The following is a 15,519-nucleotide window of genomic DNA, read 5'->3' as shown; positions in this document are numbered from 1 at the left end:
AACGATAATTTATTAATTTATTTGCATTAACAAATTATGGCATTGAATTTTAAACTGGCAGAAATTATACTTGAATCTAAACCAGATAGATTCTGGAAAATATTAAAACAGATAGGGGTTAATGACGCAGTAGGAGTATTGCCAAGGAATTATAACGACTGGCGAAATTCTACAGAAGACGAGCCCTGGGATTACTACCCTATGATGAAATACATGAATATGTTGCGGGACAGTGGATTAAATCTTATCGCCATTGAAGACAACCCCCCAATGAATGGAATTATGTATGGCAACAGCGACAGGGAAAAAGAAATTGATTATATTTCTAAAATGATAGAAAACATGGCCAAATTGAACATAAAAATCTGGTGCTATAACTGGATGGCAGGATCAGGATGGTCAAGAACAAAATCAGATATTATAGGAAAAAATGGTGAGTATGTATCTGGCTTTGACTATAATGACATAAAAAATATAGAACCGCCGATGATGGGAAAAATTGGAAAAGATGCATTATGGAAAAATCTAAAATATTTTCTAGACAATATTATCCCGGTAGCTGAGGAAAACGATGTTAAGCTGGCAATGCATCCGGACGACCCGCCCATAGAAAACTTCAGGGGAATTGATAGAATAATGAATTCTATAGAATCATACGATAAACTTTTAGAATTAAATAGAAGCAAATATAATGGCATAACACTCTGCCAGGGTAATTTCACCCTTATGACTGATAACCTTCCTTCTGAAATAAGGCATTTCAATGACAGAATATTTTTTGTGCATTTCAGGGATGTAAACGGAAACAAATACAACTACCAGGAAAGCCTGATAGATGAAGGCAGGACCGATATGGCTGCATGCATGAGGGCATATAATGATATAAATTATAGCGGTATAATGAGAGTTGACCATACACCAACTCTGGAAGGGGATATTGAGTTGGTTCCCGGGTATTCATATTCCGGAAGAATTTATTCTATAGGATACATTAAGGGATTAATTGATAGCATATTCCGGCTATAAATATAATGCATCCATATTCTTTATTTCCAATAATAATTCTCTTTCATCTATTCGGGTTTACCTTTGCCCAGAAAAATTATAATCTGTATAATTGCTATTATTATAAGGGATAATGCTACTGAAACATAGAATAATGACAGGGTAGAAAGGATATTTATATGGTTATATTCGCCTGTAAGGTATGTGGCACTTGAAAGCACGCCAAATGGGAATACTGCTCCCCAAATAGATATTTTATAATTTAAATCAATATTGTTTTTGATTATTTTCAGGATGAAAAATAGAATTAAAAACACGGATAAACCCACAGAATAGGCATAATCCACTGTTACAATCCAATGAATCAATACATAGAGGCTATTGCCATATAACCCATAATTTTCTATTATCAGTGTTCCGGATACCGTTGTTAAGGAAGATATCCCTGCATAGATCATATAAAATCCATTTAAGCTCTTATAATTGAAATATTTCCTATAATTTATAAAACTTAAAACTGTTATAATCCATGATAGATTTCCTATGACAAAAAGTGATACCGGAACCCATATTGATATTGCAGGATTAAAAGCTCCATGCAGGTGTGTGAACAGATTTGAGAGGCTTAATACGCCTATAAAGGGCATAAACATAAAATAAATTTCAGGAATTTCCTTTTTTCTGATGGTCTTTGCCAGTAACAGGAAACCTAGATAAATTATGAAAATTATTGCAATTAACAATAGTATTTTTGAGAAAAATATGAAGCCGCCCATATACAATCTAGAACCAAGCACGCTGCTGCCTGCCGCAAAAGTGAAGGACGCAGGGGCCATTGTTTTATTCTTTAATATTTTTTTGCGGTGTAACACCATAAATACAAAATATAAAACTAAAAATACATAGACTATAACCCCAAGGTATTCTAAGAATCCCGATATAGCTGCCAATCTATGAAAATGAAATGCAATGGAGGAAATTTCCATACCCATAACAGAGGAAAATGCGGATACAGGTATGTTAAATTTCTTTGATGCCATTTATTGAGAAATTTAAAATATCATTTAAAGCTTTATATCAGATCGCGTTTCATTGAGTTAATTATTGTAATTTAGAATTTTAAATGTATACAACGATATAAGCCATCAAGCTTATAATAATAATTTGTAAAACCATCTGTAGGGATGCAGCCTTTGCAATACGCATTAATAATTTCCCATTCCTGCTTTCATCAACATTATTGCTTTTAAATCCCTTGTAAATACTGTATATTGCAGGAACTATTACAGCAAAGGACACCACTGCGAGGGCAATTGAAATTGTAATGATTGCTATGAACAGGTAATCTAACCTGAATATATTTTCCCTCATGGCAAGGGCGAATCCAAGTAAAGGCGTGAATACAGACATTGCTGGAATAAAATATAAGAGCATGGGAATTAACCTGAAGGAAATGTCAGACCTTATTCTATCTTCCATCCCGGAAAGCACAATAAAGAATATTAGTCCAAGAAAGACATCAACACCTGTCCATAGGGCTCCAAAGAGAACGTGAACATAGTCAAGAATTAAAATTCCTGGAATTATAAGTGCCGCTATAAATGCTATTAATGGTATTACCAGGGCAATAACTCCCATACGTATTTCATGGCCAATATTTTTTGAATTATTCAAAAATCTACCCCCACCGCAAAATGTGCCATAATCAAAATTATAGCAATCTGGAATATTACCTGTATCAGTGATAATTTAAGGTTTAACATTGTTAACCGCACAATTTTTTCTGTGTTCTTTGCACCATGTAGAATTTCGTTATAAACACGGAGTTCGTTTGGCAGGAAAATCCCTATGCCTTCAATAAAGAGAATTGCAGATATAACAAGAGCAGCTATGATATATGGAGATGAAAATGGTATGTGTAGTGCCATTGCTGTATATATGCCGGCTGTGATTGTTGATGCTGATATTGCGGGCATAAAGTATAGCATAGTTGGTGTCAATCTCATGGAAATTCTGGTTTTCTCGAAATTATCCAATCCCCTCATAACATAGGAAAAAAATATTCCCAGTATGAGATCCATTCCAGTCCACATTGATCCTGCAACCACGTGAAAATACTCCAGGGAATAGAAATTATGAGCAAGTAAAATTATAACAAGCAATACTGGTGGGACTATGAGCATGGAAAATCCACGTATAAATGAATTTCTCATGTTAAATCTACTGTCCAGTGTTATGCCATGTGTTTCGCTCTGTACCACACGGTAGAATTATATATGCGTATAAAGATATTTAGTTAACAGGTTAATCACAAAATCAATTTTTTATTTGAACAAATCTTTTTTATGGTTGCACTTATATATTCATAACCTAAATTCCATGTATGTTAAGACATATTATGCTAAACGAATAATGCTCTGCTCTCTGGAGACTCCGGAGATGATATATCCGTAATAGAATCTGTGACACTGTATTAATCTCCACACCATATTAGGCAGGAGGAAGGAAAAATGCAATATAAGTTGGTTAAAAATCTCCAGTTGTTAAGATACCTGGCACTTTAATGCATTAAATAATAAAAATCCCGAGTCTTTACCATATATTGAAATCACCGGAATTGTTAAGAAAATGCTGGGGTTTTTGATTATAAAAATAAACAATGAAATTTATTTTAGTCTAATTCAGATTAGTCTAATTGAAATTAGAAAAATATTTTAATGATAATGTTCAAGGTGGATTGAAAGCACTTTCTAAAAAATCCTGACTTAATTATTAGTATATTACTAATATTTATATATACTCCCCTGATTAACTTTTATGCTTCAGGTCAACAACCTTCATTCTGGCTATTATAGTGATAAGAAATATACAGAGATTTTAAAAAATATCAATATGCATGTTGAAGACCATGAAATAGTTGGTGTACTGGGTGCAAATGGTTCCGGAAAAACTACACTTATGAAATCCATTATGGGAGATATATATGCCAGTGAAGGAGATGTTCTGTACAATGGAAAAAGTATATACCGGAAGGAAAATTATGGAAAATACCGGCGTGTGGCTATTTACGTTAAACAGGATTCTTTTAACAGCCTTAAGCCACTCAAAACGGTAAATTTTCAGATAGGCAAGCTTTATGACTGGAAATCCTTTGATAAGGAATATGTCCGGTTATTATTCAAAGAACTGAACCTTGACCCTGAAATATTTAATATGAAGGCTATCCAGTTAAGTGATGGAATGAGGCATCGTGTGGTTATTGCCATGGCTTTGCTTACAAATCCTGAATTGCTTGTGCTGGATGAGCCTACAACAGGGCTTGATTCAATATCCACATATAACCTTCTTATTATGTTAAAAACTATTAAAAAGAAAGCTTCTGTACTTTTTTCCAGCAATGATGTAAACGCATTGTTCCAGGTGTGTGACAGAGTTTACATACTCTATGGCGGAGAAATAATAGAGGATGGTGAATATTCACGCATACTTGGTGGGCCATTCCACCCATATACTGACACCCTACTGAAATATGTACCATTATATTCAAACCGCAATAGAGAATATATAGAAATAAATAATAAAAAATACGGAGGATGCGTATTTATCAATAATTGTAGGTACTGGACTAAAGAATGTGAAACACAGATTGAATACAGAACTATAAATAACCATGGCGTACGCTGCATAAATTATCCGGGGTGGAAAAATGATACAGCTTGATGGTATATCAAAAGTTTATAAGATAAGATCAGGATATATGAAATATCATGATTTATATGCACTTGATAGTATATCTACAACATTCCGGAACAATGTTATCAGCGGGATTACAGGGTCATCAGGATCTGGAAAGACAACACTGGCTAACATAATAACCGGCTACGATACTGATTATGCAGGGCAAATCCTTTACAATAATTCACCGGTTAGAACTGCCGGGTCTGTCAGGTATGTATTCCAGGACCCGTACATATCAATGAATCCTGTAAAAACTGTAGAATGGCATGTTTCAACAGCTGCAAGCATCAATAATGTAGAAATTAGCGATGCTATTGAAAAGCTGGAGATGGCAGGGATGGATTATAGCATTTACAAAGACCGTTACGGGCATTCATTGTCCGGGGGAGAACTGCAGAAACTTGCCTTAGCAATATCAATAATCCCTGAACCTGAGTTTATAGTCCTGGATGAAGCCTTTTCCATGATGGATTCAATTACGCTCTTTAAAACATTAAATTTTCTCAAGCAATTGAAGAAAAATATATCAATAATTTATATAGACCACGATATTAACAGGGTTGCATTTGCTTCAGACTATGTCTATATTCTGAACCACGGAAAAATAATAGAGGAGAATTATACTGATAATATAATGAATACCCCACTAAATGATTTCACAAAAGAATTAATAAAATATTCTCCAGATTATCACAGGAGAATCTAACTTTTGTCGTGTTCTTCATCTACAATATTTACATATTTACCTGCCTTTTTTGCCAGTTCCGGCTTTTTATATTTTATATAAAGTGCGTATACTACAGAAAACACTGTATAAACACCGATGATTAGTATAGCATATGTAATGGGATACACCGGTGGCACAACCGACTCGTAAAGAACGAAGATAAATATTACCGTTGCTATAGAAGGGAATAGATAATGCTGGGTCATATGCAATACAACATCACGTATGCCAGTATGTTTCTCCTTCAATCTTCTAAACATTGTCATTACACTTGTATTAAGGAGAATATGTGTTATAATTAATCCGGCGAGAGCCATGGTTGTGAGAAACTGGAATGTATCTGTAAGTGCTTTTATTATTACAGGGTCACTTGCCTTATTATCCATCAGGGCATAGGGGCTTACGCCTGCACCCATAGCTACAATGAAAGTGGATAGCACCGCCACTATGGATGAAACCACACCTACAAATATTAATGCCTTTGAAGGCGTAACATATTTTTTATGTATAAATGAAAAGAATTTTGGAATAATCCCATCCCTGCCCATAGCAAAATAAACCCGCCCTGCGTTTGCCTGCATTGCAACGCCATCAGAAAAGGCTGAATTGAATGCCACCAGTGCAAACATCACACCACCTACTATTCCAGTATACGTAGTTGCAACAATAATTCCAGGAATTCCACTTGAACTGAATGTTTGTATCAGGGGTATTCCCCAACCAACTATCTGTGCATATGCTACTTCTGTCATTACTATGCCTACAATAAAAAGGCCAAAAGTAAGCGATCTTGTAATTGCCTTAGGATTTGTGGCTTCCTCGCCAAGCGGTGCAGAACCGCCATATCCAATAAAGCTGGTAAGCCCGAATATCATTCCCAGCCCTACTCCGGTAAAAACCCCTCCTTCAGGGGCAAACCATGAACTGTACTGGGGCCACGCAAAAGGATTGAATACATTCAATGTGTTGTCCGGCGCCTTTATAATTATAATAGCTGAAAGCACAGCAAGGAAAATAATCTCAAAGAATCCAGCTACACGTATGTATTTCATCTGTGGCCTTATCCCGACAATGGCAATGACAATAGGGACTATAATAAATGCCAGGATAAAAGGTATCCATATCCATGCGGGCATTCCTACTCCAAGAAAGTACATGACAACGCCAGGCAGGACTACGCCTGCTACGAATACCGGAATAGCTGCTGTACTAACTGTCTGGTACATAGGGTACATCAACCCTGCACTTATTGCTGGAACAGGCCCAAATGCATTTGCTATATATCCATAATATCCACCAGCACTGGCATGCCTCTTTGATAAATGGTATAAAGTATTTACTTCAAGGAACATTGTCAATGTCGCAATAATAAAGGATAATGGCGTAAGGAAAAATGCAAAGACTGCCGATGATACAACAAATGCTATTGAATCGCATGCAGGTGCCATAGCGGATATTTCCTCAGCTATTGCCCCCCATGTTCCAACCTGCCCAGTCATCAGCCGGTTAGAATATTGTTTTGTTTTATTATCTACCATATGAAATTAGTATGACACTAATGTATATAAGCTTTTGCGAATTGTTTTATTATATACGCCTGTAATCTTTACCATAAGAGAGCGCTATACAATGATTCAATGAGCAGACCTGTTATATTCACATGAATATTGAGAAACCTATAAACATATAGAATTATGGACATTATTGGCAAAATTTAATTTACATATTATTATCTATTGTATATGGTAATAAATTATGATGGATTCCTATCAAGCTGGGAACTGCAGCAAAACGCACTTATAGAGATGAGGGAGGAACGATTTTCATTTATGATGGACGTAATAGAAGAAACACATCCAGAAGTTAATAGAATACTGGATGCTGGATGTGGCCCCGCTTCATTCAGTGTGAGGCTCGCAGAGAGATTTAAAGATGCCAGAATATACTCAATAGATTATGACCCGGTACTGTTGAAACTTGCCAAAAGCAATGCATCTATATATGGATCCAGGGTAAAGATACTCGAATATGACCTTAAAGGAAATGCATGGGCAAAGGACCTTGCAGACGAGGGATTTGATGCAATAGTATCCACAACTGCATTGCACTGGATACCGCGCAATAACTTATCAAACGTATACGAAAATTTCTATAAACTCCTGAAAGATGGCGGAATTTTCATGGACGGTGACCATTTCAGGAGCAATACAGATTCTGTTGACCTGCATGATATGTATTCAAAAATAAGAAATAATATATCCGCACTTAATATTTCCAGAGATAAGGCTATGAACTGGGAAGAATGGTGGGAATACATATTAAATAGTGGGGTATTTAGGGAAGAATTAATGGAAAGGTCAAAGCGCTACGCTTCAGGATCGCACGATCAGAATGTTAGCCTTGAGGAACACATAGATTTACTCAAACATACTGGATTTAGCTCCACCGGAGTAATATGGCAGTATCTGGACAACAGGGTGCTTTTCGCCAGAAAATAATATCAACTAGATATAAATTTTATTTTAATAGTATATATCTTGTATAACAAGGATTCCACACTAGAAACCTTAAGCCATAATAAATGAGTCCGGGGGTTTAATTGAATTAAATGACCTGATTAATTTCTACAGGCAACAAAGGTAAAGAAGACAATAAATGAAAAGTGCCTATAATACACTAAAGATAGAGAGAGTGTTCTGAAGAGATCTAATATGTATATATAAAGAGAAAAATATGGACGCAGCCTATAAAATTTATCATAATGTCAATCTATTGCAATTTTTATTCTATACTTATGCAGGAATATTATAATTATAAGCGAACAAATTATCAGGGAGGAGCCATAATATAGAATTCCACTGAATAATCCAGAAATCATGTCTATGAGTCCTAAAATAACTGTGGGGATTCCAACCCCAAAATATATTATGATATAATAATTTGATAAAACCCCACCCATTTTTAATGGAGGTGAAATTGTTCTAATTTCCCTGGTAGCTCCTGTAAAAGCAAATCCCTGCCCGATTCCTGTCATAATGGTTGCCACAATAAAAATTTCCATGGATTTAAATGGGAACGATATTACAATAAGAGCAATTGCAATAGTAAGGGATATCATACCTGTGAGCAAGGAAGAAAATATAGTACTTTTCATTGATAAAATCTGCATTATTGAGGCTATCCCCAGCATCAAAAACACTATTAGCCCTGTTATGGCTATATTGGAAATACTCAGTAATCGTATAATGTAAAGTGGTGACATAGACATATAGAATGCAGTTATAGACCATGCAATAAATGCTGTGGCTGCACTTAATGTAAATAGACCCTTCTCTGCCATATCCAGTTTTGGAAAATGAAATTCAAAAACATTATGATTGGATCGCTTATTTATTATTAATTTATTTATCATAGGAGCAATACGGGCGACTGGAATTATGATGATTATTAATGATAGGATATATACCAACTTCAAATGAAATGGAAGATATTCAGCCATAACCCCGCCTAATAGTGGCCCTACTGCGGTTCCAGATGATGTTGAGACAGATGTTAAAATTGCGCCTGCCTTGCCACGATAATGAAATAATAAGGCACTGGCAGGCCCTGATATTGCACCACTTGCTAAGCCCTGAAAAGCCCGGGCCAGGAATAGTTCTGATATATTGCCTGCCAGGAAAAAAGATATAATGCCTGCAATCTCAAAAATAATCCCGAGAATAATGGGGATTTTCCCGCCTTTTACATCGGAATACTGGCCCCAGAATAATAAAGATGGAATAAGAAATACCACATAGGTTGCGAATATGCCTGCTATTGCTAGAGACCCGAAATTGAACTTAATTGCGTACAATGCATACAGCGGTGTTGGTATGTTAGATACTACCATAATAGCGAAAATAAGGAGTGCAACAATCAATCCATATTTTCTATTTGCTTTTTCATTTATTTCCTGCTTATAGCTGTTTCCCATGAATATTGTATAATATTGAATATATTATATGGGACGATATATACTGAAATTCTTATGTATAGGCAAGTTATTATACATATAATTATACTGGACAATATAGAGGATTGAAAAATTTGGAGAATGTTAGTAAAAAGGGCAAATACGATTCAAATCATAACCCTGGTGCAAAATCATTGCCTGATCGGCTATTCTATTGTTTATCAAATCCGGTCAGGTTGCGTATTATTTTATTGCTTTCAAAGGGCAAATTGAACGTTAACCAATTATCCAGCACCTTCAATGTATCACAGCCGAAAATATCTGCACAGTTATCGATACTCCAGAATTACGGAATAGTCCATGGATGGCAGGTAGGCAGAGAAAAATATTATAAAATTATACCAGAATCCATAGAATCATTAACATCATGGCTTGACAACATTGCAACATCTGTAACTGCGGATAATTTGCCGGAATTCGATCCACATAAACAATTTCAGAACGGCAGAAGGTGTTATGATCATATAGCCGGGCAATCCGGGGTTATGTTATTAAAATTATTGTTATCCAGTAAATGGATATCCATTAAGAATGATAAGCCTGAATATGAATTGACAGATTCCGGAGAAATTATACTAACCAGGCTGGGAGTGAATATACCTGTGCAGAAAAAGCATGGAAGAATATTTGCTTATGGGTGCATGGATTTAACAGAAAAAGAATACCATCTTGGCGGAGCCCTGGGATCGGAAATTATGAAAGCTCTTATAAATCAAAATTATATTAAAATATACAGAAATACAAGGGTAATTGACATAATCAAACCGATCGAATCATGGTTTGGTATAATACCATAACTTTTATAGTGCCAGTAGAATGTATATTAATGGATACAGTAGAATTGCTCATGCTCGAACATTCTGGAATCAGAATAATAGCTTATAATAATATACTCCAGAAAGGTAGCGCTGAATTAATGGATTTCAATAAATTTTTATTAAATATCCATGTTAACATTGAAGAAGCTGTTGTATTTCCTTTATTAAAAGAGAATGATAGTTCAACATCAAAATTAATAAACACCCTTATTGCAGATCATAAATTGATAGAAACACTGTTCAATAATTTATATAAATGGAAATTAAGTGAGAATCCTTTATTCAATGTACGGTTGCCTTTATTTTATAAAACTCTCACAGAGCACAATTCCAATGAAGAAATACTCTTATTTTCCAGGTGGAAAAATATTAATCAGGAACAGCAGGGTATTGCTATGAAAAATGCACATGAAATAATCTTATCAAATGATGTTGAAAATTATGCAAAAGAAACTGGAATATCAAAAGAGATGATGGATTATATTTTTATTTAATCCTGTGGCACTGGAAAATTTCAATTTCTTTTAGATATAATTTTTTACCTTGCACCGGCAAAAGATTGGGCACATGTTATTAGAAAACATAATAATGCATTCATAAATTAAGTTCTATGTTTCGTACTGATAATAAAAATGTTTATGAACTGACAGAGAAAGCCCAGAAATTATTCGAGGCAGGTGATTTTGCCGGTTCATTAGAAACCATAAACCGGGCAATTTCAATATTGCCCAGGAACGTTGATCTGCATGATTTCAAATCGGATATATTATTTCACAGCGGCGATTTTGAGGAAACTATAAAGGAACTGGAGTTTATAGAAACACTGGACCCCGGTGACGCATCACATTACTCCATGGAAAGTTTATGTTATTTACAGATGGGAGATGATGAAAAAGCTCTTGACCTTGCAGACAAGGCAATAAAAGTGGATAAGGATTATGAATTTTCCTATTATAACCGTGCCAGGGCACTTAATAATTTAGGGAGAACAGAAGATGCAATATCCGCATACAAGTTATCCCTGGAGAAAAACCCATCTGATCCGGATGGGCACAGAGACCTGGCGGAACTATACCTTGATGCTGGAAACTATAAAATGGCAGAAAGAGAATTAAAATTGTCCCTGCGTTTCAGGAAAAACGATAAAATCACAAATGACCTGATGGTTGAGCTTAAACTGGCAACAGGAGGCGCATTTGAATTTACCAAGGCTCTGTTAGATGCCTTTAAAAATACTGCGGATACGGATTACCTGGTGAGAATTACTGATTTCCTGCTCGATAATGGGGATATGGATAATGCAGAGAAAATTGCAAAAGATTTCTATAATAGTGCTCTGGATAATCTTGACATGGCATCTAATCTTGCAAAGGTATACTATATTGAACAGAAATACGATATGGGTAACCGTATATTTAAGGAATATATTAAAAGAAACAACAATATTGAGGCAAACGAAGAATATATAAAGATGCTTGTAACAACCGCACAATATGATCTTGCCTTATCCATTATAGAGGAAAATGCCAGAAAATACCCTGAGGAAGAAACATTCATCTTTTACAAATTCTATGCCCTCTCTGAAAAAGGGGAACATGCGGATGCATTGCTGCCAATTAAAACACTATACGATAAACAACCGGATTCTGTACAATATGGAATTAATTATGCAATTGAGCTCTCCCATAATGGTGTGAAAGATGAACCGGTAGATATTCTCAACAGGATTTCAAAACTGGATAAAGGCCCTGAAATAGAAAGGGCATATTATACTGTTTATGGCAACCTGGGCTTATACGATAAAGCTGTTGAATACCTCGGCAGGGCTGTTGAAATGGACGATGATATTGAAGAAATCTGCGATATATTGAATCCGGCAATAGAAGATTCAATCACAAAGAATTATCATGAGAAAATAATTCAATTGCTGAATACTCTTCCCGATAAGGAAGAAAATATTATACATGCTTTATACGCCATAGAGAAGGCATGCATATTATCTGCAGTTAACAGAACTGAAGAAGCTACAAAAATACTTGAAGGCATCGATTCAAAGGAGGATGTGTGCATGATAATTAATCAATACATGGACTTTGAAAATTCTAGAATTTCGGAATTTTTAGAAGATTATTTTAATAAGCATTGTAATAATTTAAATTAATTTTCTTATAATTAAGAAATAATCTATAACTCAATTATAATTGGAGAATTTTAATTCCCTTATCATTGAAGAAAGCAACATTAAAGCAAATACAATTTTTGCCCGATTTTCAGACACATTCTGTGTAGCTTTCATTACCATAACATTTCTCGGGAAAATGTCCAGCCAATGCCTGTACGCACCCTCGTCCCTGGTCACTATTGCACAGTCTTTAATCAGAAGCGGGTCAATCATTGGAATAACCCCATCACAGAAAAAAGCCTCGGTACGAAGCATTTGATTGCGATCCATCAATTCGGTTAAGCTTTCCCAGAGAAACGTGCCATATACATATTTAATTCTGTTATCCGCGTCATATTTTAGCAATTCTGATCTTCTGTTGGCTATTTCAACATAGGTACAATATGGAATCATCATTTTCACGCCCCTGTACATTAATATGCCAGAGTAAACAAGATTTGTATCCACAACAATGCCTTTAACCTGATCTCCGAGATTTTCTATGGGCCGTTCCATTAGATTTTCTCCTTCAACTTTTATATCTTCGAATCCCAGAAGCCCGATAATATCTGCAGGTGATATAGCATTTCTTCCTGAGTTATCCTTATTGAGATTTTCCAGATCGGCATCTATCGCTATTTTAATTAAATTTTTCATGTCCTGAAAGGCACTCCATTCAATTTGCCTGAATTCACCCTCTTTTTTATAAGATAATTTAAAATTTTTAGCTTTATTTTCAAACTGAAATTTAATTATACTGTCAGGATCGGTTTTGTTTAAGGACATAACACCATTTTTGCTTATTTCCAGAGAGGTTAAAACATCCGGTGTCCCATCATAATAATTCAGCGGATCGTTTAAGTTTAATTTTAATGCCATATTGCCCACCCTGAAACTTATTTTATACGCACCGAGTTTCTGATGGGTAAACTCACTAATGCTCTTTTTAACTACTTCCTCATTGTCGAATATGTTCCTTACTTTTTCTTGAGGTTGTATGTCTCCATTTATTGTTTTTACTGGCTGGAAGAATCTGGGAACAAATGGGTAAAACATTCCCTTCCACGGACCGAAAGGAAACATGGTATGGATTATAGTTGTGTTTTTCTCCACTGCTATTTTTGTGGATACGAAAGCATAAAACTTTGAACCTGAGGTAGGACTTAGGATAGTGTTGCTATCTATTAATCTGTCGAATTGTGTTTCATATCCGCTTTCATTAATTTGTTCGCTAGCTATCGTTATGCTTTCGCCTTTCAGGACTTTCTGAAGCAGTTCTTTTAATTTAATGCATTGATCTTCTGCAAATGATGAATATAAAATTTTGACAGAATCTATATCGAAGGATTCAACAAGGCGCAAAGTGGAAGAAAAAGAAGATTCAAGTAAATCTGTAGATGAACCAAATAAAACAAGAGCCTTAAAACTCATAAAGAGCAATAATGTTAAAGTATATAAATTATGACAAAATATTTTATATAATTAATAAGTTTATAACATAAAATTATTATGCACCGGAAAATATAGCGCATATTCCAGATACTTTCTGGGAAAAGAGGTATAAGTTATCTGTTATAATAAAACAGGGTAGAGCTTAAAGAAAAGAAATACAGCATAAAAATTCCATTTAATAAATACTCCAGAGTACCTGAAATCAGGTATCTATATACCGAGTAAATGAACCCTATACCGGTTATAAAAAATATTAAAAGCTGTGCCCATACACCTTTTAACGGAATTCTGGAAGAATCTTCTTTTGGTGTAACTTTAAATGAAGTCTTTCTTCCAATCAATGCAAAAACTGCTGATTTAATAAATATCGGGCTGGATATAAATGTAAGGGACATATTCCGCATTACGGGAATTATTGATTTCTCCACGCTGTAAACGGACGAAGAAAATGCAAAGAAGTTAAATATTATATAAAATGCGAATATAAATATATAGTTTTCAGGAGTAATTATGGATACAATATTAAAAAATATGAATAGCAACGGGAATACCAGCATAAGCATGTTTACAACACCCACGAAGTACCAGGATGTAGAAACAAAATATCCTGTTTTTTGCCTTAAAGTCAGCTTCTTTCTTCTAAATAACAATTTTATTACCTGAAAAAAAATGCCTATGGAACCCTGTGACCATCTCGATTGCTGTATAAAATATGAATTAAGTGTTTGTGGTGCTTCACCTGAAGCAAGGGGCCTGTTATAATATATGCTGTGGTACCCGCTTTCATGCAATTTAATTGATGTTGCCAGGTCTTCTGTAACATTTTTTTCATTAAATCCCCCGATACTTTTTATTGTCTCCGTCCGGTATATAACATTGGAACCACATGAGAACATGCTATTTTCAAGGCTTTTTCCCTCAGTTATAAAATTATAAAATACTTCCTGAATATCGTTGGCACCTTTAGCTACAGGAGTATTATTGTTTACATATTTCTGTGGTACCTGGATTATGGACAGGTCATCGTTGTCTTCCATTATTGGAATTAATTCAGTCAGAAATTCCTGCAGTGGTTCCTGATCTGCATCAAATACTGCAAAATATTTTGAATCTGTTATTTTTAGCGCGTCATTCAATGCACCGGCCTTGTATCCTCTTCTGTTATCCCTGTGTATGTAGCCAATCCTGTATTTTAGTGCCAGTTCTTTAATATCCTCTATGGTCTTTTTATCTGTTGAGTCGTCAAGAATAAATGGTGAATCATTTCCACGTTTGCACATCTGCTTTATGCTGAATATAGTATTTTCAAGAACGTCCACCGGTTCGTTGTAACAGGCGATAAACACAGTTGTGGTGAATGGAAAATATCTGCTGAAATAATATGCCACTGATTGCTCATATTTTGATGATGCTATTAAATAATAATATAAATATTCCAGAGTATGCATGATAAAAAAGCCATTTATCAATATGAGCAATACAGTGAGAAATTTTGTGGCTATAGTTTTATCCAGTGATATAAGTGAAATTACCAGAAAATATAAATATAGCACGATGAAAATTATGGAGAGAAATACAATAAAATACGGTTTCTTCCCCATGCATG

14 protein-coding genes are annotated in these 15,519 nt (G+C 35.0%); 7 read left to right on the top strand and 7 right to left on the bottom strand.

Annotation, left to right across the window (positions count from 1 at the left end; genetic code table 11):
• The first annotated feature begins 36 nt into the window (after window positions 1–36).
• Window positions 37–1,026: a mannonate dehydratase gene (locus tag fad_RS05020; protein ID WP_081142350.1), complete on the top strand. Its 990-nt coding sequence runs from the start codon at window positions 37–39 to the stop codon at window positions 1,024–1,026.
• A 47-nt stretch (window positions 1,027–1,073) separates the two neighbouring features.
• On the opposite strand, the gene fad_RS05015 is transcribed toward fad_RS05020, so the two are convergent.
• The 3 genes from fad_RS05015 to fad_RS05005 form a co-directional block, all read right to left on the bottom strand.
• The gene (locus fad_RS05015; protein WP_081142348.1) at window positions 1,074–2,045 is read right to left on the bottom strand and encodes an SLAC1 family transporter; all 972 of its coding nucleotides are present in this window, start codon (window positions 2,043–2,045) and stop codon (window positions 1,074–1,076) included.
• Window positions 2,046–2,124: 79 nt separating this feature from the next.
• Entirely contained in the window at window positions 2,125–2,679 is a 555-nt protein-coding gene (locus fad_RS05010) for a hypothetical protein (protein ID WP_236940550.1), read from the bottom strand.
• The gene (locus tag fad_RS05005) at window positions 2,676–3,266 is read right to left on the bottom strand and encodes a hypothetical protein (protein WP_081142346.1); all 591 of its coding nucleotides are present in this window, start codon (window positions 3,264–3,266) and stop codon (window positions 2,676–2,678) included. Before fad_RS05005 ends, fad_RS05010 begins: the two co-directional genes overlap by 4 nt.
• 556 nt (window positions 3,267–3,822) lie before the next feature.
• On the opposite strand from fad_RS05005, the gene fad_RS05000 reads away from it, so the two are divergent.
• Complete coding sequence (locus tag fad_RS05000; RefSeq protein ID WP_081142344.1) at window positions 3,823–4,725, top strand: oligopeptide/dipeptide ABC transporter ATP-binding protein; 903 nt, start codon at window positions 3,823–3,825, stop codon at window positions 4,723–4,725.
• On the top strand, window positions 4,712–5,449 hold the full coding sequence (locus fad_RS04995; RefSeq protein WP_081142342.1) for an ABC transporter ATP-binding protein: 738 nt from the start codon (window positions 4,712–4,714) through the stop codon (window positions 5,447–5,449). Before fad_RS05000 ends, fad_RS04995 begins: the two co-directional genes overlap by 14 nt.
• On the opposite strand, the gene fad_RS04990 is transcribed toward fad_RS04995, so the two are convergent.
• Window positions 5,446–7,008, bottom strand: a complete 1,563-nt coding sequence (locus fad_RS04990; protein WP_081142340.1) for an APC family permease — start codon at window positions 7,006–7,008, stop codon at window positions 5,446–5,448. The genes fad_RS04995 and fad_RS04990 overlap by 4 nt on opposite strands.
• A gap of 204 nt (window positions 7,009–7,212) precedes the next feature.
• On the opposite strand from fad_RS04990, the gene fad_RS04985 reads away from it, so the two are divergent.
• A complete protein-coding gene (locus fad_RS04985) occupies window positions 7,213–7,968 on the top strand; it encodes a class I SAM-dependent methyltransferase (RefSeq protein WP_081142338.1) in 756 nt (251 codons plus the stop codon).
• 266 nt (window positions 7,969–8,234) lie between these two features.
• Here fad_RS04985 and fad_RS04980 read toward each other — a convergent pair whose 3' ends face one another.
• Window positions 8,235–9,443: an MFS transporter gene (locus fad_RS04980; protein WP_081142336.1), complete on the bottom strand. Its 1,209-nt coding sequence runs from the start codon at window positions 9,441–9,443 to the stop codon at window positions 8,235–8,237.
• Between the two features lie 113 nt (window positions 9,444–9,556).
• Here fad_RS04980 and fad_RS04975 point away from each other — a divergent pair, with 113 nt between their 5' ends.
• The 3 genes from fad_RS04975 to fad_RS04965 all read left to right on the top strand — a co-directional run bounded on the left by fad_RS04975 (window position 9,557) and on the right by fad_RS04965 (window position 12,461).
• Window positions 9,557–10,279, top strand: a complete 723-nt coding sequence (locus tag fad_RS04975; RefSeq protein ID WP_196795577.1) for an ArsR/SmtB family transcription factor — start codon at window positions 9,557–9,559, stop codon at window positions 10,277–10,279.
• 29 nt (window positions 10,280–10,308) lie between these two features.
• A complete protein-coding gene (locus tag fad_RS04970) occupies window positions 10,309–10,794 on the top strand; it encodes a hemerythrin domain-containing protein (RefSeq protein WP_081142332.1) in 486 nt (161 codons plus the stop codon).
• Between the two features lie 116 nt (window positions 10,795–10,910).
• Entirely contained in the window at window positions 10,911–12,461 is a 1,551-nt protein-coding gene (locus tag fad_RS04965) for a tetratricopeptide repeat protein (protein WP_081142330.1), read from the top strand.
• A 30-nt stretch (window positions 12,462–12,491) separates the two neighbouring features.
• Here the strand turns inward: fad_RS04965 and fad_RS04960 are convergent, their stop codons facing one another.
• Both fad_RS04960 and fad_RS04955 read right to left on the bottom strand, forming a co-directional pair.
• A complete protein-coding gene (locus fad_RS04960; protein ID WP_081142328.1) occupies window positions 12,492–13,892 on the bottom strand; it encodes a hypothetical protein in 1,401 nt (466 codons plus the stop codon).
• 134 nt (window positions 13,893–14,026) lie between these two features.
• The gene (locus tag fad_RS04955) at window positions 14,027–15,514 is read right to left on the bottom strand and encodes a glycosyltransferase family 2 protein (protein ID WP_081142326.1); all 1,488 of its coding nucleotides are present in this window, start codon (window positions 15,512–15,514) and stop codon (window positions 14,027–14,029) included.
• Window positions 15,515–15,519 lie beyond the last annotated feature (5 nt).

It is taken from the genome of Ferroplasma acidiphilum (genome assembly GCF_002078355.1).
Classification (GTDB): Archaea; Thermoplasmatota; Thermoplasmata; order Thermoplasmatales; family Thermoplasmataceae; genus Ferroplasma; species Ferroplasma acidiphilum.
Note: the sequence above shows the minus strand (reverse complement) of the source record. Positions and strands in the feature narration are given on the sequence as shown.

Excerpts from the sequence above, each read along its gene's own strand:
- fad_RS05020 (WP_081142350.1), top strand. The coding sequence starts at position 37 with ATGGCATTGAATTTTAAACTGGCAGAAATTATACTTGAATCTAAACCA.
- fad_RS05015 (WP_081142348.1), bottom strand. The coding sequence starts at position 2,045 with ATGGCATCAAAGAAATTTAACATACCTGTATCCGCATTTTCCTCTGTT.
- fad_RS05000 (WP_081142344.1), top strand. The coding sequence starts at position 3,823 with ATGCTTCAGGTCAACAACCTTCATTCTGGCTATTATAGTGATAAGAAA.
- fad_RS04995 (WP_081142342.1), top strand. The coding sequence starts at position 4,712 with ATGATACAGCTTGATGGTATATCAAAAGTTTATAAGATAAGATCAGGA.
- fad_RS04990 (WP_081142340.1), bottom strand. The coding sequence starts at position 7,008 with ATGGTAGATAATAAAACAAAACAATATTCTAACCGGCTGATGACTGGG.
- fad_RS04985 (WP_081142338.1), top strand. The coding sequence starts at position 7,213 with ATGGTAATAAATTATGATGGATTCCTATCAAGCTGGGAACTGCAGCAA.
- fad_RS04980 (WP_081142336.1), bottom strand. The coding sequence starts at position 9,443 with ATGGGAAACAGCTATAAGCAGGAAATAAATGAAAAAGCAAATAGAAAA.
- fad_RS04970 (WP_081142332.1), top strand. The coding sequence starts at position 10,309 with ATGGATACAGTAGAATTGCTCATGCTCGAACATTCTGGAATCAGAATA.
- fad_RS04965 (WP_081142330.1), top strand. The coding sequence starts at position 10,911 with ATGTTTCGTACTGATAATAAAAATGTTTATGAACTGACAGAGAAAGCC.
- fad_RS04960 (WP_081142328.1), bottom strand. The coding sequence starts at position 13,892 with ATGAGTTTTAAGGCTCTTGTTTTATTTGGTTCATCTACAGATTTACTT.
- fad_RS04955 (WP_081142326.1), bottom strand. The coding sequence starts at position 15,514 with ATGGGGAAGAAACCGTATTTTATTGTATTTCTCTCCATAATTTTCATC.